Origin of the sequence: Tepidiforma sp., from assembly GCF_026419595.1 — a bacterium.
Lineage (GTDB): Bacteria > Chloroflexota > Dehalococcoidia > Tepidiformales > Tepidiformaceae > Tepidiforma.
The window spans coordinates 21,534-44,046 of the sequence record NZ_JANZZD010000010.1 but is presented as its reverse complement, the minus strand read 5'-3'; the positions used below and the strand labels follow the sequence as shown (position 1 = coordinate 44,046).

The window sequence follows — 22,513 nt, the reverse complement described above, 5'->3', positions numbered from 1 at the left end:
CGTTAGAAGTCCACCGTCCGGCCACCGGATGGCGCCCTGGCGGCTACCGGGCGAACGGAGACGGTGATGCGCAGGGCCTGCTTTCGGCGTGCTAGAGTTGCGGCGCAATGATCACGGTGCGGGCGGATGAGAACCGGCTGCTGGCGGAGGCCGCGAGCGCGGCCGACCGGGTGGTGCTGCGCCATTTTCCCGGGGCGCGGTGGCTGCCGCCGCGGCGGAGTTATTCGCTGCCGCGCCAGATGGCGACGTACCGGCTGCTGGACCACCTGTTCGGGCCGGACGGCTGGCAGCCGCCGGCGGCGCTGGCGGAGGAGGTGGCGGCCGCGCGGGCGCAGTCGCAGGACCCGCCGACGGCGGAAGCGCGCCTCGAGGTGATGGAAAACGAGTTCTCGGTGCAGTGTTCGTTCGCGGACCGGGAGCTGGTGAAGCGGGTGCCAGGATACCGATGGGTGCCGCAGGAGAAGCGGTGGCGGCTGCCGCGGGTGCCGGAGACGCTCCGGATTCTCGAAGACGGGTTCGGCGACCTGCTGGTGCTGCCGGACAGCGGCGAAGTGGAGCGGTGGCGGGAGGACGAGGAGGCGCGGATCGCGGAGGAGCGCCGGCAGGCGGTGGCGCAGGACGCTGCGGAGGAAGCGAAGAAGGCCGAGGAGAAGCCACGCGAAGAGCCCACGACCGGAACGGCGGAGGCGGCGGCCGCCGGGGAGGCCGGGGCCGCCGCGGCGACGGCTGCGCCGGCGGCTGCGGACGGCATCCCGGCAGGATTCGAGGGGCTGTACGAGCGGCTGGACCGGCTGACCGCGGCGCTGGAGCGGCTCGTCGAGGTCCTGGGGGCCGGCGAAACGCGCGTCCCGGGGGTGACGGTCCAGCCGTCAGCTCCGGGGACAGAGCCTGCGACGGGCCCGACCGACGAACCGGAGCTACCGGACGCGGCCGGTGCTGGGTTCGACTGGGAATCGGAGCTGGACCGGCTGCGGAGCCGGCACGACGACCCGGCGCGGCAGGCGCTCGAGGCCCGGCTGCAGCAGGCGCGGGACGGCGAGCAGGCGGCGCTGCGGATGCTGCTGGGGTACTGGTTCTTCTACAACGGCCGCTGGGCGGAGGCGCTGACGTGGTTCCGGCGGGCGCTGGCCGGCGACGCAGGGGCCGACGCGGACCTCACGGCGGAGGCGGAGCGCGGGCTGAAGGCCGCCGCATGGCAGGAGTTCGCGGCCGCGCTCGAATTGAAGGGCGACCGGTTCGCCGATGCCTACGCGGCGCTCTGGCAGGAGGTCAACAACCGCGGCAGCGGCATCGGCGAGGACCGGTGGGAAGCCGGGCGGGAGGCGATCGCCGGGCTCGCGGAAGACCCGGAGATCGCGCGGCGCGAGGCGAGCCTGCACGGGCTGGTGCGGCTGGCGCAGTTCCTCGGCGCGGCGCGGCGCGGCCAGCAGGTCGACGAGCAGCGGCTGAGCGACTTCGTGCGCGACGGGTCGGTCGCGGCGGATACGCGGGTGCTCGGGCTGGTGCTGCTCGCGAGCGTGCTGTACGAGGGGGAGGCGGTGGCCGACTGGGCGAACGCCTGGCCGAAGAAGACGACCGTCGCGGGGGATTTTTCGTGGGCGGCGCAGCTGGCCATCGACCTGCTGAAGGCCGCCGGGGAGCGCCACCCGGAGGTCGTGCCGGTCGGGGCAGTTTCGACGCTGGCGATCGTCGCGCGCGGGCCGCGGGAGTGGGCTTCGCGCGACCAGCGCCGGCAGCTGCTGCGGCTCATCGGCAGCGAGGAACGGCTGCGGGGGTATGCGGAGTTCCTCGCAGCGTACCGGCTCGCTGCGGAAGGCGACGGGAAGGGGCTGACGAAGGATTTCAAGGGGTATTTCGAGTACCTGAAGCAGGTGCGGCTGGACGACAGCTGGGAGCACCTTTCGGAAGTGCTCGCACAGGATGGCGGCTACGTGACGGACGCCGTCATCGACGACGTGCTGCCGGAGGCCCTGAAGGCATGGGGCATCGGCAACGTGCAGAACCTGCTGGAGGCGGCGGAGTTCGCGTCGACCACGCAGCGGGGCGACAACACGCTGAACCGGATCGCGGACGGGGTCGAGGACGGGACGATCGCGGGGGCGGAGGCGCTCGACGGGGAACAGCGGCTGAAGCTGTTCCGGCTCGCGCTGGAGGCGGCGCGGCGGAAGACGCACGACCAGGATGCGGAGCAGGCGTTCGTGCGGCTGGTGCGGGAGCTGCTGCGGCAGGGGAAGGACGACGAGGTGCCGAATGTGTTCGCCAGCTGCCTCGATGCCTTCCCTGCGCTGAAGGAGCGGGCGCTCCTCGCGTCGTTGGAGTGGGCGCTGGAGCGCGGAGAACCGTTCGACTACATCGCAGAGCGCATTCCGCGCGAGTTCCGGAAGGATTCGAAGCTGCTGGGCGACCTGCGGGCGCTCGCTGTGGTATTTCCCGAAATTCGGCCGCACGTCGAGAAACTCGTCGAGTTCGCGGCCGCTGGCAGCGACGGGCAGAAGGTCGACCTCACCGGGAAGTCGGTCCTGGTGGTCGGCGGGCACCCCAGCCTGCAGGCGAAGGCAACGGCGCTTCTCGAGGAGGCCGGGCTGCGGGTTGAGTGGCTGGACGCCGATGCAGCGAAGCAAGGTGGACGGGCAGTGGACCGTGCTGGCGGCTCGATCGACCTCGTGGTCATCGTCACGAGCTACATCAGCCACGCGGCCTCGGGGCGGGTGATCGAAGCCGCAAAGAGGGCGAACAACCTGTATTTGCAGCGGGCATTCGCGGGACCCAAGATGCTGGCGGCGGTGGTGGGAGCGACGCTCGTCGAAGCGGGACGCCGCCGGGGGACGCTGCAAGGAACCGGCCGGTAGCTGCGGGGCTGGTACACTTTTCGGTACAACCCGCAACGAACGAGACCGACCGCGGCAGGAGCCCTGTGAGCACACCGAAGACCATCATCCAGAAGATCTGGGAGCAGCACGTCGTGGCGAGCGAGCCGGGGAAGCCCGACCTGCTCTTCATCGACCTCCACCTCGTGCACGAAGTGACGTCGCCGCAGGCGTTCGAAGGGCTGCGGCTGGCGGGCCGGCGCGTCCGGCACCCGGAGCTGACGCTCGCGACGGTGGACCACAACGTGCCGACCATCGACCGCGACAAGCCGTGGTCGGACCCGCTTTCGGTGCAGCAGGTGGAGGCGCTGCGGAAGAACTGCGAGGAGTTCGGCATCCCGCTCTTCGGGGTGGGGGATATCCGGCAGGGGATCGTGCACGTCATCGGGCCGGAGCAGGGGCTGACCCAGCCGGGGATGACGATCGTGTGCGGGGACAGCCACACGTCGACGCACGGGGCGTTCGGCGCGCTCGCCTTCGGCATCGGGACGAGCGAAGTGGAGCACGTGCTGGCGACGCAGACGCTGCCGCAGGCGAAGCCGAAGACGATGTCGGTCGAGGTGACGGGCGAGCTGCACCCCGGCGTGACGGCGAAGGACGTGATCCTCGGGATCATCGGGAAGATCGGCGTCTCGGGCGGCGTCGGGCACGTCATCGAGTACCGGGGCGAGGTCATCCGGAAGCTTTCGATGGAAGGGCGGATGACCATCTGCAACATGTCGATCGAGGGCGGCGCACGCGCCGGGCTGATCGCGCCGGACGACACGACGTTCGCGTACATGGAAGGGCGGCGGTTCGCGCCGAAGGGCGCCGACTGGGAGCGGGCGCTCGATTACTGGCGGTCGCTGCCGACGGATGAGGGGGCGGAGTTCGACACGTATGTAACGCTCGACGGTTCGGGGATCGTGCCGACGGTCACGTGGGGGACGACGCCGGCGCAGAGCGTGCCGGTGACGGGCCGGGTGCCGGACCCCTCGGAGGCGCCGACGCCGCAGGCGCGGGAGCTGGCGGAGCGGGCGCTGCACTACATGGGGCTCGAGCCGGGGACGCCGATCCAGGAGATCCGGCTGGACCGGGTGTTCATCGGCTCGTGCACGAATAGCCGGATCGAGGACCTGCGGGCGGCGGCCGAGGTGGTGCGGGGCCGGAAGGTCGCGCCGCACGTGCGGGCGATGGTCGTGCCGGGCTCGGGCCTCGTGAAGCACCAGGCAGAAGAAGAGGGGCTGGACCGCATCTTCAAGGAGGCGGGATTCGAGTGGCGGGAGGCCGGCTGCTCGATGTGCCTCGGGATGAACCCGGACATCTTGATGCCGGGCGAGCGGTGCGCGAGCACCTCGAACCGGAACTTCGAGGGACGGCAGGGCCGCGGCGGCCGGACGCACCTCGTGAGCCCGCAGATGGCCGCGGCGGCGGCGATCGCCGGGCATTTCGTCGACATCCGGGAGTGGAAGTAGCGATGAAGAAGTTCGAGACGGTGCGCGGGCGGGTCATCCCGCTGAACCGGGCCGATGTGGATACGGACCAGATCATCTCGAAGGAGTTCCTGAAACGGATCGAGCGGACGGGCTTCGGGCCGTACGCGTTCGACGAGTGGCGGAAGGACCCGGACTTCGTGCTCAACCGCCCGGTCTACAAGGGCGCGCCGATCATGGTGACGGGACCGAACTTCGGCTGCGGCTCGTCGCGCGAGCACGCGGTGTGGGCGCTGGACGACATGGGCCTGCGGGTGATCATCGCGCCGTCGTTCGCGGACATCTTCAGGAACAACTCGTCGAAGGTGGGTCTGCTGACGATCACCCTGCCGCAGGAGGACTGCGACTGGCTGGTGGCGCGGGCGGAGGAGCTGCCGGAAGCCGAGCTGGTGGTGGACCTCGAATCCCAGACGGTGGCGACGGCCGACGGGGCGTGGAGCCGGCGGTTCGAGATCGACCCGTTCGTGAAGTACTGCCTGCTGAACGGGCTGGACGATATCGGGCTGACGCTGCAGCTGGAGGACCGGATTGCGGCGTACGAGCAGGGCCGGCCGGCGTGGATGCCGAAGACGGAGGCGCTGCTGGCGGGCTAGGCCGATGGGCCGAGCCGGCGCTCGATGATGGCGGCGGCGCGGGCGGCAGCGGGGACCGGCGGGGCGAGCGACAGGGCCTCGCGCGCGGCGGCGAGCTTCGCGGGGCCGGTTTCGGCCTCGAGGGCATCGGCGAAGCAGACGAGCGCCCACTCGCTGCGCGCGGCGACGATGGAAGCAGCGAGCGAGGCGTAGAGTTCGATGCCCCGTGCGGCCGCGAGCAGCTGCGTGAGCGCACCCGCGGCCTGCTCCCCTGAGGGGTGGGCGAACAGGAGGTCGGCGAGGGCGAGGGCAAGCTCGGGTTCGGCCACGAAGCCCGGGAGCGCTGCGCGGGTGAACGCATCGAACGCGGCGGCCTCGAGGGCGACGAGCCCCCGGACGGCCTCGGCGCGGAGCGGGGCCGGGAACGGCGTTGCGAGCGCCGTGATGACGAGCGCCTCGGAGCGCCCGGCAGCGGCGAGCACGCGGATGGCGGTGAGCGCGGGCTCGCCGGACATCGGGCGGGCGTCGCCGGCGGCGAGGGTGATGGCCGCCTGTGCGGCGGCAGCCTCGAAGTCGAGGCGGGCGAGGAGGCGGAGGGCGGCGGCGCGGAGGGGCTCGCCGGAGCCGTTGACGGTCCGCTCGACGGTCGAGAGCGCGGCGCGCGCCAGGTCGAGGTCCTCGCCGGTTGCGACGGGCGCGATGGCGTCGAGGATGCGGGCGCGGAGGAGGGTGCCGGGGTCGCGCCGCTTCGGGGCGGCCGCGAGCCAGGCGAACGCGGCCCGCAACGGGGCCAGGTCAGCGGGAGCTGGCGCGGCGGCGAGGAGTTCGACGGCGGCGAGCAGGGTTTCGGGGTCCGCGGGCACGGTGAGCAGTTCGCGGGCGAAGGCGCGCGCGGCCTCGGGGTCCGGGCGGAGGGCGCGGAGCCGGTCGAGGGCGCGCCGGGCAGCGGCGCGGGACGAGGCTGAGCCGGGCATCCCCGGATGGTGCCGCACGGCGGGGCCTGCGCGCCACGGGTGCCCGTGGAGCGGGGCAGCGGCGCGGGGTAGGCTTTCGCGCATGGACGACGGCGACCTGACGGCGCGGCTGCAGGCCTGGGCGCGGGGGCGGTACTGGGAGCTGGTGGGGATCGAGACGGTCTCGGCGGTGCCGGGCCGGGTGGTGAACCGGGTGCGGCTGCGGGAGGAGCACCTGAACTACAACGACGTCGTGCACGGGGGCGTGATTTCGAGCCTGATCGACTCGGTGGCGGGCGGCGCCGTGCGGACGCTGCGGGAGGAGGCGGAGATCCGGGCGCGGCCGCACGCGACGAGCGATCTGCACGTTTCGTACCTGGCGCCGGCGCGGGGCACGGAGCTGGTGGCGGAGGCGCGGGTGGTGAAGATGGGGCGGACGGCGGCGTTCACGCAGGTCGAAGTGCGGGACGACGGCGGGCGCATCGTGGCGCTCGGGCTGGTCACGTTCGTCATCGGGGGGCGGCGGGAGCCGGCGGGGTGAGCGGCGACGGCGGTTCGGACCTCATCGCGGTCGCGGTGCGGGACAGCGCAGGGCGTCCGTGCCCCATCGCGCTGGAGGTGCGGACGCAGGGACCGGCGCTGCCGCTGCCGCGGCCGCGGTATTCGGTGCCGGGGCCGGAGGCGCTGGCGCGGGCGGACGAGACGGTCTACGTCACGGGGGGAGAGTTCACGCCGGAGATGATCGTGGCGGGGTACCGGCTGGGGTACTTCCCGTGGCCGCGGGACGAAGAGGACGAGCTCTGGTGGTGTTCGCCGAACCCGCGGGCGATCCTGCCGGTGGAGACGTTCACCGTACCGCGGCGGCTGGGGCGGACGATCCGGTCGGGGCGGTTCCGGGTGACGGTGGACGCGGCGTTCGACGAGGTGATCGCGGCGTGCGGAGAGCGGCGGGAGGGAACGTGGCTGACGCCGAACCTCGCGGCGGCGTACCGGGAGCTGCATGCGCTCGGGTGGGCGCACAGCTTCGAGGTATGGCTGGGTGAGACGCTGGCGGGCGGGCTGTACGGGCTGGCCGTAGGGGCGATGTTCGGCGCGGAATCGATGTTCACGCTGTACACCGACGCCTCGAAGGTGGCCGCGGCGGCGATGGTGCAGCACTGCCGGGCGATCGGCGTGGAGCTGGTCGACATCCAGGTGCTGAACCCGCACACGGCGCGGATGGGCGGGGTGGACGTGCCGCGGCGGGAGTACCTGGCGCGGCTCGAGCGGGCGCTCCGGCGGGAGGCGCGCTGGTTCGACGGCGGAAGCGCGGGACTTCCGGACGCGGCGCAGGGACACGGTTGACCCGCGACGCGGGGCCGGTTTCGGCGCACACTGGAGTGGAAGACCGACAAGGAGGCGGATGATGACCGCGACCCGTCCCGTCCCGGTAGGGCTGTACCACCTGCTGACCGATTTCGAATGCCCGGCTGCGAGCGTCCGGGTCATCCGGATGAGCGGCGAGGGCGACGCCGTCGGCTCGCACGTGCACCGGCGGTCGATGCAGATGTACGTCGCGCTGGAAGGCAGCGTCGTGGTCGAGGTGGACGGGGTGGAGACGGTGCTGAAGCCGTACGACGTGCTGGCGGTGTGGCCGGGGAGCGTGCACCGGGCGAGCCCGCTGGACGGGGAGGCCGTGGTGGCGAACATCTCGATCCCGCCGCTGGGGGCCGACGACCAGGTGCCAGTGACGGGCGCGGCGGAACCGCCGGACCTGCGGCTGCCGCGCGGCGCCGAGGCGGACGTGGAGGACTGACGCGGCCGGCGCGGCCGATCGACGGTGAGGCCCCGGGCCGGGAGAATACGGGGCCATGGCTACGTTTCGCATCCTGGTGACGCCGGGCGACGGGATCGGCCCGGAGGTGATGGAAGAGGCGCTGAAGGTGCTGGGCCGCATCGAACGGCGGTTCGGGCACGAGTTCGTCTACGAGGAGGAGACGATCGGCGGGGCGGCGATCGACCGGTACGGCGTCGCGCTGCGGCCGGAGACGGTGGCGCAGGCGAAGGCGTCGCATGCGGTGCTGTTCGGGGCCGTCGGCGGACCGAAGTGGGACGACCCGCGGGCTGCGGTGCGGCCGGAGGATGCGATCCTCGGGATGCGGAAGCAGCTGGGGCTGTTCGCGAACCTGCGGCCGGTGAAAATCGCGCCGGAGATGATCGGGGAGAGCACGCTCAAGCCGGAGGTGCTGCAGGGCGTCGACATGGTCGTCATCCGCGAGCTGACCGGCGGGCTGTACTTCGGCAAGCCGAAGCGGCGGTGGGAGAACGCGGACGGGCGGCAGGCGGTGGATACGCTGCGGTACAGCGAGCGGGAGGTTGCGCGGGTGTGCCACGTTGCCTTCCAGCTGGCGCGGCAGCGGCGGAAGAAGGTGACGAGCGTCGACAAGGCGAACGTGCTGCGGACGGGGCAGCTGTGGCGGGAGGTGGCGACGGAGGTGGGGAAGCAGTACCCGGACGTGGAGCTGGAGCACATCCTCGTGGATGCGTGCGCGATGTACCTCGTGCGGCGGCCGGCGAGCTTCGACGTCATCGTGACGGAGAACATGTTCGGCGACATCCTGACGGACGAGGCGGCGATGCTGGCGGGTTCGATGGGGATGATGCCCTCGGCGAGCCTCGGGCGGCGGCGGAAGGATGGGACGGGCATCGGGCTGTACGAGCCGATCCACGGGAGCGCGCCGGACATCGCGGGGCAGGGGAAGGCGAACCCGCTGGCGATGATCCTGAGCGCGGCGATGATGCTGCGGCTCTCGCTGGGGCTGGAGGCGGAGGCGCGGGCCGTGGAGGAGGCCGTCGATGCCGTCATCCGGGAGGGGCTGCGGACGCCAGACATCGCCGGGCCGGGGGCGAAGGTGGTGGATACCCGGACGATGGGGAGCGCCGTCGCGGAGCGGGTGTAGCGGCGCTTTCGACCAGACGTTTTCGCTGACCCGCTAGGATTGGTCGCCGGGCCGGGAGCGGCCCGCGGAGAAGGAGGAGCTGACGATGCCGGTTTCGAACACGTGCGTGAAGACGGGCGAGGGGCAGGTGGCGATGGCGCAGATCCCGTACCCGGATGCGCCGGGGCCGGGGCAGGCGCTCATCCGCACGCGGCTTTCGACGATTTGCGGGAGCGACATCCACGTGGTGGACGACCTGCCGGTGCCGCCCGGCGTGCCGATGGGGCACGAGGCGGTCGGCACCGTGGAGGCGGTGGGCGCGGGGGTGACGGCCTTCCGGCCGGGCGACCGGGTGGTGGTGAGCTGCCTGCTCTGCTGCGGCACCTGCCGGCGGTGCATGGAGGGCGACCACCAGGTGTGCGAGACGTTCGGCGCGCCGGCGAACCTGCTCTTCGGGGCGCAGGGCGAGTTCTTCCTCGTGAACGGGGCGCAGACCTCGATGGCGAAGGTGCCGGACAGCCTCGAGGACGAGCAGGTGCTGTTCGTGACGGACATCATGTCGACGGGCTTCGCGGCCATCGAGCGGGCGGAGCTGAAGCCGGGCGATACGGTGGCCATCTTCGCGCAGGGGCCGGTCGGGCTGTGCGCGACGGCAGGGGCGCGGACGTACGGCGCGGGTCTGATCATCGCGGTCGAGGGCATCCCGGAGCGGGCGGCGATGGCGAAGCGGTTCGGCGCCGACGTGGTGGTGGACCCGGCGAACGCGGTCGCCGAGATCATGCGGCTGACGGGGAACCGCGGGGTGGACGTGGCGGTGGAAGCGCTCGGCCACGAGGTGACGTTCCAGAACGCGTGCGCGGTGGTGCGGAACGGGGGCACGGTCAGCTCGGTCGGCGTCTACGGCGGGTACAGCGAGCTCCGGCTGCCGACGGGCGGATCGTTCCTGCACCGGAGGTTGGTGACGACGCTCTGCCCGGTGGGGACGGCGCGGATGGAACGGCTGATGGCGCTGGTACAGGGCGGGAAAGTGGACCTGCGGCCGCTGCTGACGCATTCGCTGAAGCTGAGCGAGACGCCTGCGGGCTACGACCTCTTCCGGAAGCGGGAGGGCGGCGTGCTGAAGATCGCGCTCCGGCCGTGAGCGAAGCGGCGCCGCGGCGGCTGGTGTTCGTGTGCCGGCCGCCGCGAGAGTTCGTGGCGTGGGAGCTGGCGGCGTGGGCCGCGGAGGAGCTGGGCGACCTCGCCGGGGTCGTGGAGGTCGAAGTCCGGCACCCGGACCCGGAGATGGACGGCTCGTGCCGCTGGTGCGGGGCGCGGCGGGGCGAGGTGGTGCGGCTGGTGGACGGGCGGTTCGCGTAGGCCGGCCGGGCTGTGGTTGAATGCGCGGCGATGTTCGCGGCGGTGCTCGTGGCGAACCGGGGCGAAATTGCGGTGCGCATCATCCGCACGCTGCGGCGGCTGGGGGTGCGGGCGGTGCTCGCGGCGTCGCCGGCCGACCGGCTGTCGCTGGCGGCGCGGGAGGCGGACGCGGTCGCGCTGCTGCGGGGTTCGAGCGCGGCGGAGAGCTACCTCGACGGGGAGCAGCTGATCGCGGCAGCGCGGGCGCACGGCTGCGCGGCGGTGCACCCGGGCTACGGGTTCCTCGCGGAGTCGGCGGCGTTCGCGCGGGCGTGTGCGGCGGCGGGGCTGGTGTTCATCGGGCCGCCGCCGGGGGCGATGGAGCTGCTCGGCGACAAGGCGCGGGCGCGGCAGTTCGCGCAGGGGCTGGGCATCCCGGTGGTGCCGGGGTACGACGGCCCGGACGATGACGAACGGCTGCTGGCCGCGGCGGCGGAGGTCGGGTTCCCGCTGCTGGTGAAGGCGCGGGCCGGGGGCGGCGGCCGGGGGATGCGGGCGGCAGGGTCGTTCGAGGAGCTGCGCGCGCTCATCCCGGCGGCGCGCCGGGAGGCCGAGGCGGCCTTTGGGGACGGCGGGCTGCTGCTGGAGCGGCTCGTGGAGCGGCCGCGGCACCTCGAGGTGCAGGTGCTGGCGGATGCCCACGGCGCGACGGTGCACCTCGGCGAGCGGGAGTGTTCGCTCCAGCGGCGGCGGCAGAAGCTGGTGGAAGAGGCGCCGAGCCCGGCGGCGGACGCGGCGCTGCGGGCGGAGCTGACGGGGGCGGCGGTGCGGCTGGCGCGGGCAGCGGGGTATGTGAACGCGGGGACGGTCGAGTTCCTCGTGGGGGAGGCAGACGCCGGCGGGAAGCGGCCGTGGTACTTCCTCGAGGTGAACCCGCGGCTGCAGGTGGAGCACCCGGTGACGGAGGCGGTGACGGGGCTCGACCTCGTCGAGCTGCAGGTGCGGGTCGCGGCGGGCGAACGGCTGCCGTTCGCGCAGGAGGAGGTGCGCTTCGCGGGGCACGCCATCGAATTCCGGGTGAATGCGGAGGACCCGGCGGCGGAGTTCCGGCCGACCGGCGGCGAGGTGCGGTGGTGGCCGGGGGCGCAGAGCGCAGGCTGGCGGGTCGATGCGGGGTACGGCGACGGCGACCGGGTGCCGGGCTTCTACGATTCGCTGCTGGCGAAGGTGGTGGTGCACGGGCAGACGCGCGAGGAGGCGGTAGCGCTGCTCCGGGGCGTCCCGCCGGGGCTCATCGAGACGCCGCGGACGACGGCGCCGCTGGCGCAGGCGCTCGCGGACGACCCGGAGTTCGTCCGCGGCGATGTGCATACGGGCTGGCTCGAAGCGCGGCTGCCGGCGCTGCACGCGCGGGCGGGGGCGCCTGCGGCTGCGTGGGCGGCCGCGGCTGCGGCGGCGCGGCAGCTCGCGCAGGGGGCGGGGGCGTTCGCGGGGCCGGGGTGGGTCGGGGCGGGACGCGCTGCGCTGTGGCTGGATGACGGCTGGACGACGGCGGACGCCTGCTCGTTCGACGAGCCGGGGGCGCCGCTGCACGCGCGGGCGGAGGCAGGGAGGCTGGTGGTGGAGGACGGGAACGGGCACCGGTGGACCTTCCGGCTGGCGCTGCCGCCGGCTCCGGCACGGCGAGTCGCGGACGCAGGCGGCGGACGGGGCGCGGAAGCGGTCGCGCCGCTGGCGGGCACCGTCGCGGCGGTGCTGGTGAGCGCAGGGCAGGCGGTGGCGCCGGGGGACGTGCTCTGCGTGGTGCACGCGATGAAGATGGAGCACCCGGTGCGGGCCGATGCGGCGGGCGTGGTGGCGGAGGTGTGCGCCGCACCGGGCGCGGCGGTGGCCGCGGGGGAGGTGCTGGTGCGGATGGAAGCCCGGGCTGGCTGAGGCGTCTGCCGCCGGCGCGGACTTCGGCGGAGGCCGGGGCGAAATGAGCGGGGGAGCCGCGCGCCGCGGCTCCCCCTTCGAGCATGGCCCGCGAGATTGGGGGTCAGTTCCCCTTATCGGGGGCGTCGGGCGCGGGGCGGGGCGGGACGGCGCCGCCGCCGGCCTGCTTTTCGAGCTTGTCGATGTCGAGGGCGGGGTCGAGGCTCTTCGCGACGGCGATGAGGTCGTCGCGGGAGACCGTGGGGTTGATGCCCTTCGAGTAGGCGTTGATGTTGTAGCTGGTGCCGTTCGGGGTGACCCAGCCGATGCCGTAGTCGCTGATCCAGCCGAAGAACTCGCCGGAGGAGGAAGCACCGGGGCTGGCGTAGATGGCGACGTCGATGACGTCGGCGCCCTTGACGAGCGTCCAGGAGAGGCTGTAGCTGGCGACGAAGCCTTGCGGCCGCTGGCAGCCGGGGTCGATGTCCATCGCGAAGCTGGCCGCGCGGTCGATGGTGTAGCCAGGCGGCGGCGCCGGGGCGCGGAAGCCGAGCCGCTGGATGTCGGCCTCGGTGAGGGTGCGCTGACGGACGAAACAGGCGTCGCTGAAGGACGGGTCGAGGGCCTTCGCGACGGCGCGGATGACATCGGGGCTGCCGGTGCCGTCCTTGCCGCCGTACCAGACGGAGAACTGGAGCCCCCTGGCAGCCCAGCTCGCGCTGTACTGGTCGATGTAGCCGGGGAAGGACGTGTCGGCACCGGCGGGCAGGCCGGTCACGGAGACGCCGAGGCTGTCGCCCTGGTCGGAGTTCCAGTAGGCGTAGAGGCCGAAGCCTTCGGTCGGCTTGACGGACGTGTCGCAGCCGGCGGCGGGTTCGCGGAAGGCGGTGATGTGGACTTCGGTGAGGGCGAGGCCAGAGGGAACGGCGGGGCGGGGGTCGCCGACACCGAAAGCGGCGAGGGCCGACCAATCGGCATCGGTGACGGTCCAGAAGCACTGCTGGTCGAAGCCGGGCGCGACCTTGCTGATCAGCTCGCGGAGGACCTCCGGCGCGCGGGGGTCGGGGCCGGAGGGGTACGGCTTCGTCGTGTCGTAGGGGCGGACGGGGTAGCTGTTGACGTAGATGGAGAAGTGGTAGCCGAGGGCGGCGAAGACCGCGCCGTCGGAGCGGAGGACGGGCGCGAGGGGCTCGGACGAGACGACCTGGGAGAGGTAGGCCTCGAGGCCGGTCGCGGTATGGCGCCAGGAGGTGGAGAGCATGGGCCGGGGAGTGCCGGCCGGCTGCCCCTGGTCGTCGCAGTCGGCGACGGCGGCGAGGCTGACAGCGATGAGTTCGAAACCGTCGCGCGGGATGCGGGGCTGGATGCCGGCGGCTTCGAGGTCGACGGCGGAGACGCCGAGCGCGGAAGCGGGGAGCGGCGCCTGGCACTGGTAGGGCATGCCGTAGCCGAGTTTGGAGGAGGCAGCATCTTCGCCGCCGGCGCCGCCCATGCCGGTGGGGCCGGCTGCGGCGGGGATGGACGGGCGCCCGAAGGGCGTGCGCGTCGGGAACGGGGCGGAGATGCCGGGCGAATCGCCGGCAGCGGGCGGGGCGTCGGCGCTATCGCCGTCGACGAAGGCGCGGGCGGTGAGGGCGCCGGCGGCGAAGACCGCGGCGGCGGCGACGCCGGCGATGGCCCAGCCGAGCGGGCCGGAGAGGCGGATGGGCGGGTTCGAAGGCATGGTTCCTCCTGCGGGGACGTTCCCCCTTCGATGCAGGGAACGACGGCGGGTGACGAAATGTTCCCGCCGGTTCGCGCGCGTCTCACTGGATGATTCGGCTGACGGGAGCGGCTACATGCGGAAGGTGCCGAAGCGGGTGTGCTGGAGCGGCGCGCAGGCGGCGGCCTGGAGGCCCATGGCGAGGACGCGGCGCGTCTCGCGGGGGTCGATGACGCCGTCGTCCCAGAGGCGGGCGGTGGAGAAGTAGGGGGAGCCTTCGGCCTCGTAGCGGGCGATGGTCGGCGCTTTGAACGCTTCCTGCTCCTCGGGAGAGAGGGTTTCGCCGCGGTCGAGGCGGACCTGGAGGAGGACGGAGGCGGCCTGTTCGCCGCCCATGACGGAGATGCGGGCGGAGGGCCACATCCAGAGCTGGCGGGGGCCGTAGGCGCGGCCGCACATGGCGTAGTTCCCGGCGCCGAAGCTGCCGCCGATGATGACGGTGAACTTCGGGACATCGGCGCAGGCGACGGCGGTGACCATCTTGGCGCCGTCTTTGGCGATGCCCGCGTTCTCGTACTGTCGGCCGACCATGAAGCCGGTGATGTTCTGGAGGAAGACGAGGGGGACGCCGCGGGCGGCGCAGAGTTCGATGAAGTGGGCGCCTTTGAGGGCGGCTTCGGAGAAGAGGATGCCGTTGTTGGCGACGATGCCGACGGGGTGGCCTTCGATGCGCGCGAAGCCGCAGACGAGCGTGGTGCCGTAGCGGCCCTTGAACTCGTGGAAGCGGGAGCCATCGACGATGCGGGCGATCACTTCGCGGACGTCGAAGGCGTGGCGGAGGTCGGCGGGGAGGATGCCGAGGAGGTCGTCGGCAGGGTAGGCGGGGGGCTCGGGCTCGGCGACGGGCCAGGGCGGCGGCGGTGGCGGCGGGAGGGTGGCGACGATATCGCGGACGATGCGGAGGGCGTGGTGGTCGTCTTCGGCCAGGTGGTCGGCGACGCCGGAGATGCGGGTGTGGACATCGGCGCCGCCGAGCTCTTCGGGGGTGGTGATTTCGCCGGTGGCCGCGCGGACGAGGGGCGGGCCGCCGAGGAAGATGGTGCCGGTGCCGCGGACGATGACGGTTTCGTCGCTCATGGCCGGCACGTAAGCGCCGCCGGCCGTGCAGGAGCCCATGACGGCAGCGATCTGGGGGATACCGAGGGCGCTCATCCGGGCCTGGTTGTAGAAGATGCGGCCGAAGTGGTGCTTATCGGGGAAGACGTCGTGCTGGAGGGGGAGGAAGGCGCCGCCGGAATCGACGAGGTAGACGCAGGGGAGGCGGTTTTCTTCGGCGATCTCCTGCGCGCGGAGGTGCTTCTTCACGGTGAGGGGGTAGTAGGTGCCGCCTTTCACGGTGGCGTCGTTGGCGATGACGACACAGGGGCGGCCGGCGACGAGGCCGATACCGGTGACGATGCCGGCGGAGGGGACATCGTCGTCGTAGACGCCGTCGGCGGCGAGGGGGCTGAACTCGAGGAAGGCCGTCGCGGGGTCGATGAGGAGCTGGATGCGTTCGCGGGCGAGGAGTTTGCCGCGGGCGCGGTGGCGTTCGACGGCCGCGGGTTCGGCCGCGGAGGCGACGCGGTCCAGGCGGGCGCGGAGGTCTGCGGCGAGGGCACGGTTGTGGGCGGCGCTCGCGCGGAAGGCCTCGGACGCGGGGTCGATGCGGGATTCGAGACGGGGGAGCTGGTGGGCGAAGGGGTCCATCGCGGGCTCCGGCGAGTGATGGCGGCAGCTTACCGCGGGCCGCGGGGGGAGTCAGGGCGGGGGCCCGCCGGAGTGTTGATCGCCGGGGGAGGCGGTGCTAGGTTGCGGGGCCATCCGACGGGAGAAGGAGCCTCGAGCGATGACGACGACGGATGAGGCGCGGGCGAACGATGTCCGGCAGCGGGCGGAGCGGGTGGCGAATGCGGGCGACGCGGTCGCGCGGGCGCTGGGCTACCCGACCGGATTCCTCGCGGAGCGGTTCGCGTTCATGGACGACGCGCACGAGTGGCGGCGGCTGTTCGCGGAGGTGCTGGGGACGTTCTTCCTCGTGTTCGTGGCGGCGGGCGCGACGATGGTGGACGCGCGGTTCGGCGGAAACGTGGTGAGCCCGGCGACGCAGGTGACGGTGCCGGGGCTGATGGTGGCGGCAATCATCCTCTCGATGGGGTCGGTCTCGGGCGCGCACCTGAACCCGGTGGTGACGCTGGCGTTCGCGCTGCGGTCCGATTTCCCGTGGCGGCGGGTGCCGCTCTATCTCGTGGCGCAGGCGGTGGGCGCGGCGGCAGCGGCGGGGGCGCTGGTGGCGCTGGTCGGGGAGCAGGGGACGGCCGGGCTGACGCTGCCGGGCGAGGGGGTGAGCGCGCTGCGGGCGATGTGGTGGGAGGTGGTGCTGACGTTCGGGCTGGTGACGGTGATCCTCGGGACGGCCTCGGGAGCGCAGAACGTGGGGCCACTGGGAGCGGGCGGGGTCGGCGGCTACATCGCGCTGGCGGGCCTCATCGGGTGGCCGATGAGCGGGGTTTCGATGAACCCGGCCCGGTCGCTGGGGCCGGCGCTGGTGTTCTGGGAGTGGCGGGACTGGTGGGTGTACCTCGTCGGGCCGCTGGGCGGCGCGCTGCTGGCGGTCGGGGCGGCGTGGGTGCTGCGCGGGCCGGGCGGCGGGTTCTACGGACGGAAGGCGGCGCAGGGCGGGCTGGGCTGGCTGTGGCACCCGGGCCCGGTGACGTACCGCATCCCGGATGCGCCGGATGACCCGCCGCCGCCGCGGGGCGGGGCGCGGTAGCGATGGCCGGCGGCGGGCGGCAGGAGCGGCGGGCGGTCATCGACATCGGCTCGGACACGGTGCACCTGGTCATCGGGCGGCTGGTGCCGGGGCCGGGCGGCGGGCCGGCGGTGGAGACGCTGGAGTCGCATTCGGTGCTGCTCGAACTCGGGCTGGAGGTGGCGCGGTACGGGCGGATCGACCCGCGCGACCTGCGCGGCCTGGAGGCGGTGGTCACGCGGTTCGCGGCGAAGGCGCGGCGGGAGGCGGGTCACCTCGTCATCGGGGCGACGGAGGCGAGCCGGCGGGCGGCGAACGGCGGGGAGGTGCTGGCCGAGCTGGCGCAGCGGGTGGGCGAACCGATCCGGCTGCTCTCCGGCGTGCGGGAGGCGCAGCTCGGCGTCCTCGGGGTGCGGGCGCGGCTGGACGAACGGGGGGAGCAGCTGGTGGTCGATTCGGGCGGGGCTTCGACGGAACTGTCGCTGACGTCGGGGCGGGAGGTGTGGGCCGCGGCGTCGCTGGGGGCGGGGGCGGCAGCGCTGCGGGCGGCGATGCCGGGCGACCCGCCGGGGCCGCTGACGTGGGCGCTCGGCGCGGCGGCGGCGGGGATGGCGCTGGCGGCGGCGCCGCCGGGCCGGCCGGCGAAAGCGTGGGCAACCGGCGGGACAGCGCACCACCTCGTGCGGCTCGAGCGAAAGACGCGGAACCGGAAGCCGGCGGCGCTGACGATGGGGGAGATGGAGCGGCTGAGCGGCGAACTGCTGCGGAAGCCGGCGGAGAAGCTGGGGCGGCGGCGGAAGCAGGACCCGCGGCGCGTGGCGCTGCTCGCGCCCGGGGTGCTGATCCTGGCGGCGGTGCTGCGGCACTACGGGCTGGAGCGGTGCACGGTGCTGCCGGAAGGGGTGCGCGAGGGCATGCTGCTGGCGAGCGCGCTGGAGGGCGAGACGTGGTGGCAGGACCGCGCGGGTGAGGGCCGGGGCGGCGGCGAGGAGGAACGGAAGGCGGCTGGGGCCTAGACTGGGGCGAAATCCAGCCGGGGTGCAGGGCGATGGTCCTGAGCGATCGAACGATTCGGCGCGAACTGGAGGCGGGGAACATCGAAATCGACCCGCTGGGCGCGGATGCGATTCAGCCGGCGAGCGTGGACCTGCGGCTGGGGCACCTGTTCCGGGTGTTCCGGAACTCGCGAGTGCCGTTCATCGATGTGAAGCAGGAGTACCCGGACCTGACGGAGCTGGTGGAGGCGACGGCGGAGCAGCCGTTCATCCTCCACCCCGGCGAGTTCGCGCTGGCGGTGACGCTGGAGCGGGTGCGGCTGCCGGACTTCATCGTGGGGCGGCTGGAGGGGAAGTCGTCGCTGGGGCGGCTGGGGCTGCTGGTGCATTCGACGGCGGGGTACGTGGACCCGGGCTGGAACGGGGCGCTGACGCTGGAGCTTTCGAACGTGGCGAACCTGCCGATCGCGCTCTACCCGGGGATGAAGGTGTCGCAGATTTCGTTCCTGCGGCTGACGGAGCCGGCGGAGCACCCGTACGGCTCGAAGGAGGCGGGGAGCAAGTACCAGGGGCAGGAAGGGCCGACGCCGAGCAAGTACTACCTGAATTTCCGGGAGCGGTAGGCCCTCACTCGAGCGGGAAGGCCTCGCCGAGGGCGGGGATGCGAATCTCGGAGGGAACCCGGGCGCGGAGCGCTTCGGCGAGGGCCTCGGCGGCGGGCGGTTCGCCGTGGACGAGGAAGATGCGCTTCGGCGGCGCGGGTGCGGATTCGACCCAGCGGAGGAGTTCGTCGCGGTCGGCGTGGGCGGAGAGGCCGTGGAGGCAGGTGACGCGGGCGCGGACTTCGACGTCGATGCCGAAGACGCGGACGGTGGGTGCGCCTTCGAGCAGGGCGCGGCCGCGGGTGCCGGCGGCCTGGTAGCCGACGAGGCAGATGAGGTTGCGCGGGTCGGGGGCGAGGCGCTGGAGATGGTGGAGGACGCGGCCGCCGGTGAGCATGCCGCTGGCGGCGATGATGATGCGCGGCCCGGGGAGGTTGTTGAGCTTCTTCGAGTCCTCGATGGTCCGGTGGAAGCGGACGTTGCGGGGGAAGAGGGCGCCGGGCGCTGTGTGGGGGATATCGCGGTCGAGGTATTCGCTTTCGAGGTAGCGCGAGTAGAGGCTGGTGACGTCGTTCGCCATCGGGGAGTCGATGTGGATGGGGACATCGGGGAAGCGCCCGGTTTCGATGGCGACGCGGAGGTGGTGGGTGACGAGCTGGGCGCGGGCGACGGCGAAGGCCGGGATGAGGACGGTGCCGCCGCGTTCGAGGGTGGGGAGGAGCTCGTCGCGGAGCTGGCTGACGATCGGGTCGTGGCTGTGGGCGCGGTCGCCGTAGGTGGATTCGAGGACGAGGGTGTCGCAGGCGGGCAGGGGGACGGGGTCGGTGTGGAGGGGCTGGCGGTAGCGGCCGAGGTCGCCGCTGAAGATGATGCGGTGGGCGCGGTCGTCGGCGAGGGGGACCTCGAGCTGGACGAAGGAGGAGCCAAGGATGTGGCCGGCGTTGCGGAAGGTGACGCGGAAGGTGCCGGCGTCGAAGCGTTCGCCGTAGGGCCGGGTGCGGAGGTATTCGAGGGCGCGGAAGGCGTCCTTGACGGTGTAGAGGGGGAGGGCGGGGTGGTGCTTGCTGAAGCCTTTCCGGTTGGCGAAGGCAGCGTCCTCTTCCTGGATTTCGGCGGCGTCGAGGAGGAGGATGCGGGTCATCTCGGCGGTGGCCGGTGTGGCGTAGACGGGGCCGCGGTAGCCGAGGCGGACGAGGCGGGGCAGGTAGCCGGTGTGGTCGATGTGGGCATGGGTGAGGACGATGGCGCGGGGCGCCTGGGGGTCGAAGCCGGGGCCCTGCCAGTTCTGGAGGCGGAGTTCTTTCAGGCCCTGGAAGAGGCCGCAATCGACGAGGACGGCATCCCTTCCGGCGGTGACGAGGAAGCGGGAGCCGGTGACGGTGCCGGCGCCGCCGTGGAAGGCGATGGAGGCGGAGGGCACGGGGCTACTGCCGGAGCCAGCTGGCGGCCGGGTCCTGGCCGCGGCGGAGCCATTCGAGGACGAAGGGGTTGTGCTGCTTTTCGAAGGCGATGGTGGTTTCCTGCATGTGGCCGGGGAGGACGATGGTGTCCTCGGGCAGGACGAGGAGGCGCTCGCAGATGGAGCGCATCTCCTGTTCGAAGTTGCCGCCGGGGAGGTCGGTGCGGCCGATGGAGCCGCGGAAGAGGGTGTCGCCGCTGAAGAGCATGCCTTCTTCGGCGTAGTAGGAGACGGAGCCGGGGGTGTGGCCGGGGGTGGCGATGGTGTGGAGGCGGAGGCCGGCGACCTCGACGATGTCGCCGTGGGCGACGAAGGCGTCGGGGTCGGGCGGGCCTTTTTCGATGGGGATGCCGAAACGGGCGGCGATGGACTTCCAGCCGTGGCGGAGGAGGTCGAGGTCGGCCTGGTGGAGGAGGAATTTGGCGCCGGTGGCGGCGTGGACGCCGGCAACGCCCATGACGTGGTCGACGTGGGCGTGGGAATTGGCGATGTACTTGATGGTGACGCCCATGTCGCGGGCGAGTGCGAGGATCTCCTCGGGCTCGTCGCCGGGGTCGATGCAGATGGCTTCGCCGGTGCGGCGGTTCCCGATGACCCAGCAGTTCTCCTGGAACACGCCGACGACGATGCCGCGGACCATGAGTTCGTTGGCAACTTCCATGCGCGTAGGGTAGCGCGGCGGGGCGCGCTGCGCGTTGGCCGAAGGGGCCGGGCGTGCGATAAGGGGGCGATGGACCCGGCGACGGTGGGCATCGTGATGGCGCTGGCAGCGGTGGCGTCGCTCATCCAGGCGCTTTCGGGGTTCGGATTTTCGCTCTTCATCGTGCCGTTCCTCGCGATGGTGGTGGGACCGAAGGAGACGGTGGCGCTGGCGAACCTGCTCGGGACGGCGGTGAACCTGACGCAGCTGCGGTCGGTGGGGCGGGCGGCCGAGCGGGGGATGACGGCGCGGATGATCGCGGGGTGCTACGCGGGGATGCCGCTCGGGCTGGCAGTGCTGCTGGCGGCGGAGCCGCGGGCGCTGCAGGCGGGCATCGCCGTGTGCGTGCTGGCGTTCACGGGGGTGCTGGCACGGGGCTGGCAGCTGCGGGGCCGGGGCCCGGGGTGGGATTTCGGGACGGGGTTCGCGAGCGGGATTCTGAATACGTCGACGAGCATGTCGGGGCCGCCGGTGGTGCTCTATCTGCAGGGGCGGCGGCTCGGGCCGCTGGCGTTCCGGGGGACGACGACGGTGTACTTCCTCGCGACCTCCGGCGGGGCGGTGGCGATGCTGCTCGCCTCCGGGGCGCTGACGGGGCGGGCGGCCGCGCTGGCGGCGGCGGCGTTCCCGGCGAGCCAGGTCGGCCGGCTGGCGGGGAACCGGCTCTTCCGGCGGTTCGACGAGCGGCGGTTCCGGCTGCTGGTCTTCGCCATCTTGCTGGCGAGCGCGTGCTCGGCGCTGGCGAACGCGCTGCTCTAGCGGCCTTTCGAACGGAACGGCGCGGGCGAGGCCGGCGGCCGGGGCGCGAAGGGTGCCGGCTGGTATGATGCGCCCCGCGAAACTGCGCAGGGAGGGAGCGCGCGATGGCAGGTCCGCTGGAAGGCATCCGGGTCGTGGAGATGGGGGTCTGGGTGGCGGGACCGTCGTGCGCGGCGATCCTGGCGGACTGGGGGGCGGACGTCGTGAAGCTCGAACCGCCGGAGGGCGACCCGTTCCGGGGGCTGGGCGCGGCGTTCGGGGCGGTGATGAACCCGCCGTTCGAACTGGACAACCGGGGGAAGCGGAGCGTCGCGGTCAACCTCGAAACGGCGGAAGGGCGCGCCATCGCGGAGGCGCTCATCGACCGGGCGGATGTGTTCGTGACGAACATGCGGCCGCGGGCGCTGGCGCGGCTGGGGATGGACTACGAGCGGCTGGCGGCGCGCAACCCGGGGCTCATCTACTGCCAGGTCACGGGCTACGGGCCGGATTCGCCGGAGGCGAACCGTGCGGCCTACGACGTTGGGGCGTTCTGGTCGCGCGCGGGCGTGGTGGCCGGGCTGACGCCGGCGGGCGCGGAGCCGCCGCTGCAGCGGGGCGGCATGGGCGACCACATGACGGGCGCGAACGCGGCCGGCGCGGTGGCGGCGGCGCTGTTCGCGCGGACGCGGACGGGGAAGGGGCAGCGGGTGAGCGTCTCGCTGACGCGGATCGGCGTGTACATGATGGGGTGGGACACGAACACGCAGCTGCGGGCGAAGCTGCCGCCGACGCCCCCGCACGACCGGCGGCACGCGCCGAACCCGCTCATCAACCCGTACCGGGATGCGGAGGGGCGGTGGTTCTACCTGCTGCTGCTGCAGGGCGACCGGCACTGGCCGGACCTGCTGCGGGCGCTGGGGCACCCGCCGGAGCTGGCGGAAGACCCGCGGTTCGCCGACATCCCGGGGCGGCGGGACAACGCGCCGGCGCTCGTGGAGGTGCTGGACCGCATCCTCGCGACGAAGACGCTGGCGGAGTGGGGGCCGATTTTCGACGCGAACGACGTCTGGTGGGCGCCGATCCTGAGCGTGGCCGAGGTGGTGCAGGACCCGGTCGTGCGGGCTGCGGGGGCGTTCGTGGAGCTGGAATCGCCGGATGGGCCGGTGGAGCAGGTGAACACGCCAGCGGACTTCTTCGGCACGCCGGCGGAACCACGGGGCTGGGCACCGGAGCTCGGCCAGCACACGGAGGAGGTGCTGCTGGAGCTGGGGTTCGACTGGGAGCGGATTGCCGAGCTGAAGGAGGCGGGGGCGATCCTGTAGAATTCGCCCCGTTGGCTAGAATCTTTCCCGGCCCCCCGCTCGTTAAAGAGACCGAGATTCTAACCGGCATATGCATTCGCTTAAACAATTCAGATGATCAGACTGTTCGCTCCAACCTGCTCGCGACAATGCCTCAGCTATCTTTTTCTCATTTTCACCGGCGATCG

General features: G+C 72.7%; 20 protein-coding genes. 15 read left to right on the top strand and 5 right to left on the bottom strand.

Annotated elements, in window-relative coordinates; translation table 11 throughout:
- The first annotated feature begins 107 nt into the window (after positions 1–107).
- The 3 genes from N2041_RS07235 (at position 108) to leuD (ending at position 4,932) form a co-directional block, all read left to right on the top strand.
- Entirely contained in the window at positions 108–2,849 is a 2,742-nt protein-coding gene (locus tag N2041_RS07235) for a DUF2325 domain-containing protein (protein WP_297677279.1), read from the top strand.
- Between the two features lie 65 nt (positions 2,850–2,914).
- A complete protein-coding gene (gene leuC, locus N2041_RS07230; RefSeq protein ID WP_297677277.1) occupies positions 2,915–4,321 on the top strand; it encodes a 3-isopropylmalate dehydratase large subunit in 1,407 nt (468 codons plus the stop codon).
- A gap of 2 nt (positions 4,322–4,323) precedes the next feature.
- Positions 4,324–4,932 (top strand): 3-isopropylmalate dehydratase small subunit, encoded by a 609-nt coding sequence (gene leuD, locus N2041_RS07225; RefSeq protein ID WP_297677275.1) that lies wholly within the window; start codon positions 4,324–4,326, stop codon positions 4,930–4,932.
- Here leuD and N2041_RS07220 read toward each other — a convergent pair.
- Positions 4,929–5,885, bottom strand: coding sequence for a hypothetical protein (locus tag N2041_RS07220; RefSeq protein ID WP_297677273.1), 957 nt, complete (start codon positions 5,883–5,885; stop codon positions 4,929–4,931). The genes leuD and N2041_RS07220 overlap by 4 nt on opposite strands.
- A gap of 82 nt (positions 5,886–5,967) precedes the next feature.
- Between N2041_RS07220 and N2041_RS07215 the strand changes: the two genes are divergently transcribed.
- The 7 genes from N2041_RS07215 (at position 5,968) to N2041_RS07185 (ending at position 12,055) form a co-directional block, all read left to right on the top strand.
- A complete protein-coding gene (locus N2041_RS07215) occupies positions 5,968–6,405 on the top strand; it encodes a PaaI family thioesterase (RefSeq protein WP_297677271.1) in 438 nt (145 codons plus the stop codon).
- On the top strand, positions 6,402–7,208 hold the full coding sequence (gene aat, locus N2041_RS07210; protein WP_297677269.1) for a leucyl/phenylalanyl-tRNA--protein transferase: 807 nt from the start codon (positions 6,402–6,404) through the stop codon (positions 7,206–7,208). The genes N2041_RS07215 and aat overlap by 4 nt, the downstream gene beginning before the upstream one ends.
- Before the next feature lie 61 nt (positions 7,209–7,269).
- A complete protein-coding gene (locus N2041_RS07205) occupies positions 7,270–7,659 on the top strand; it encodes a cupin domain-containing protein (protein ID WP_297677267.1) in 390 nt (129 codons plus the stop codon).
- Between the two features lie 55 nt (positions 7,660–7,714).
- Complete coding sequence (gene leuB / locus N2041_RS07200) at positions 7,715–8,803, top strand: 3-isopropylmalate dehydrogenase (RefSeq protein ID WP_297677265.1); 1,089 nt, start codon at positions 7,715–7,717, stop codon at positions 8,801–8,803.
- 85 nt (positions 8,804–8,888) lie between these two features.
- On the top strand, positions 8,889–9,923 hold the full coding sequence (locus N2041_RS07195; RefSeq protein WP_297677263.1) for an alcohol dehydrogenase catalytic domain-containing protein: 1,035 nt from the start codon (positions 8,889–8,891) through the stop codon (positions 9,921–9,923).
- Positions 9,920–10,141 carry a hypothetical protein gene (locus N2041_RS07190; protein ID WP_297677261.1) on the top strand — a complete coding sequence of 74 codons (222 nt, stop codon included), beginning with the start codon at positions 9,920–9,922 and terminating at the stop codon, positions 10,139–10,141. The genes N2041_RS07195 and N2041_RS07190 overlap by 4 nt, the downstream gene beginning before the upstream one ends.
- A 30-nt stretch (positions 10,142–10,171) precedes the next feature.
- On the top strand, positions 10,172–12,055 hold the full coding sequence (locus N2041_RS07185; protein WP_297677259.1) for a biotin carboxylase N-terminal domain-containing protein: 1,884 nt from the start codon (positions 10,172–10,174) through the stop codon (positions 12,053–12,055).
- Between the two features lie 103 nt (positions 12,056–12,158).
- Here the strand turns inward: N2041_RS07185 and N2041_RS07180 are convergent, their stop codons facing one another.
- The gene (locus N2041_RS07180; RefSeq protein ID WP_297677257.1) at positions 12,159–13,757 is read right to left on the bottom strand and encodes a hypothetical protein; all 1,599 of its coding nucleotides are present in this window, start codon (positions 13,755–13,757) and stop codon (positions 12,159–12,161) included.
- 111 nt (positions 13,758–13,868) lie between these two features.
- Positions 13,869–15,485 carry a carboxyl transferase domain-containing protein gene (locus tag N2041_RS07175; protein ID WP_297677255.1) on the bottom strand — a complete coding sequence of 539 codons (1,617 nt, stop codon included), beginning with the start codon at positions 15,483–15,485 and terminating at the stop codon, positions 13,869–13,871.
- A gap of 139 nt (positions 15,486–15,624) precedes the next feature.
- Here N2041_RS07175 and N2041_RS07170 point away from each other — a divergent pair, with 139 nt between their 5' ends.
- From N2041_RS07170 to dcd, 3 genes are read left to right on the top strand one after another with little or no spacing between them, the layout of a single operon-like run.
- A complete protein-coding gene (locus N2041_RS07170; RefSeq protein ID WP_297677253.1) occupies positions 15,625–16,548 on the top strand; it encodes an MIP/aquaporin family protein in 924 nt (307 codons plus the stop codon).
- A gap of 2 nt (positions 16,549–16,550) precedes the next feature.
- Positions 16,551–17,543, top strand: a complete 993-nt coding sequence (locus N2041_RS07165; protein WP_297677251.1) for a hypothetical protein — start codon at positions 16,551–16,553, stop codon at positions 17,541–17,543.
- Positions 17,544–17,575: 32 nt separating this feature from the next.
- Positions 17,576–18,145, top strand: coding sequence for a dCTP deaminase (gene dcd / locus N2041_RS07160; protein ID WP_297677249.1), 570 nt, complete (start codon positions 17,576–17,578; stop codon positions 18,143–18,145).
- 4 nt (positions 18,146–18,149) lie between these two features.
- On the opposite strand, the gene N2041_RS07155 is transcribed toward dcd, so the two are convergent.
- Together N2041_RS07155 and N2041_RS07150 are read right to left on the bottom strand one after the other, a co-directional pair.
- Entirely contained in the window at positions 18,150–19,544 is a 1,395-nt protein-coding gene (locus N2041_RS07155; protein ID WP_297677247.1) for an MBL fold metallo-hydrolase, read from the bottom strand.
- A 4-nt stretch (positions 19,545–19,548) separates the two neighbouring features.
- The gene (locus tag N2041_RS07150) at positions 19,549–20,244 is read right to left on the bottom strand and encodes an MBL fold metallo-hydrolase (protein WP_297677245.1); all 696 of its coding nucleotides are present in this window, start codon (positions 20,242–20,244) and stop codon (positions 19,549–19,551) included.
- 69 nt (positions 20,245–20,313) lie between these two features.
- On the opposite strand from N2041_RS07150, the gene N2041_RS07145 reads away from it, so the two are divergent.
- Positions 20,314–21,042, top strand: coding sequence for a sulfite exporter TauE/SafE family protein (locus tag N2041_RS07145; protein WP_297677243.1), 729 nt, complete (start codon positions 20,314–20,316; stop codon positions 21,040–21,042).
- A 104-nt stretch (positions 21,043–21,146) separates the two neighbouring features.
- Complete coding sequence (locus N2041_RS07140; protein WP_297677241.1) at positions 21,147–22,346, top strand: CoA transferase; 1,200 nt, start codon at positions 21,147–21,149, stop codon at positions 22,344–22,346.
- Positions 22,347–22,513 lie beyond the last annotated feature (167 nt).

Bases quoted from the DNA above. Each gene is read 5' to 3' on its own strand.
- N2041_RS07145 (WP_297677243.1), top strand. From the start codon at position 20,314: ATGGACCCGGCGACGGTGGGCATCGTGATGGCGCTGGCAGCGGTGGCG.
- leuB (WP_297677265.1), top strand. From the start codon at position 7,715: ATGGCTACGTTTCGCATCCTGGTGACGCCGGGCGACGGGATCGGCCCG.
- N2041_RS07140 (WP_297677241.1), top strand. From the start codon at position 21,147: ATGGCAGGTCCGCTGGAAGGCATCCGGGTCGTGGAGATGGGGGTCTGG.
- N2041_RS07220 (WP_297677273.1), bottom strand. From the start codon at position 5,885: ATGCCCGGCTCAGCCTCGTCCCGCGCCGCTGCCCGGCGCGCCCTCGAC.
- N2041_RS07235 (WP_297677279.1), top strand. From the start codon at position 108: ATGATCACGGTGCGGGCGGATGAGAACCGGCTGCTGGCGGAGGCCGCG.
- N2041_RS07150 (WP_297677245.1), bottom strand. From the start codon at position 20,244: ATGGAAGTTGCCAACGAACTCATGGTCCGCGGCATCGTCGTCGGCGTG.
- N2041_RS07170 (WP_297677253.1), top strand. From the start codon at position 15,625: ATGACGACGACGGATGAGGCGCGGGCGAACGATGTCCGGCAGCGGGCG.
- N2041_RS07185 (WP_297677259.1), top strand. From the start codon at position 10,172: ATGTTCGCGGCGGTGCTCGTGGCGAACCGGGGCGAAATTGCGGTGCGC.
- N2041_RS07165 (WP_297677251.1), top strand. From the start codon at position 16,551: ATGGCCGGCGGCGGGCGGCAGGAGCGGCGGGCGGTCATCGACATCGGC.
- dcd (WP_297677249.1), top strand. From the start codon at position 17,576: ATGGTCCTGAGCGATCGAACGATTCGGCGCGAACTGGAGGCGGGGAAC.
- N2041_RS07215 (WP_297677271.1), top strand. From the start codon at position 5,968: ATGGACGACGGCGACCTGACGGCGCGGCTGCAGGCCTGGGCGCGGGGG.
- N2041_RS07195 (WP_297677263.1), top strand. From the start codon at position 8,889: ATGCCGGTTTCGAACACGTGCGTGAAGACGGGCGAGGGGCAGGTGGCG.
- N2041_RS07205 (WP_297677267.1), top strand. From the start codon at position 7,270: ATGACCGCGACCCGTCCCGTCCCGGTAGGGCTGTACCACCTGCTGACC.
- leuD (WP_297677275.1), top strand. From the start codon at position 4,324: ATGAAGAAGTTCGAGACGGTGCGCGGGCGGGTCATCCCGCTGAACCGG.
- N2041_RS07175 (WP_297677255.1), bottom strand. From the start codon at position 15,485: ATGGACCCCTTCGCCCACCAGCTCCCCCGTCTCGAATCCCGCATCGAC.
- N2041_RS07180 (WP_297677257.1), bottom strand. From the start codon at position 13,757: ATGCCTTCGAACCCGCCCATCCGCCTCTCCGGCCCGCTCGGCTGGGCC.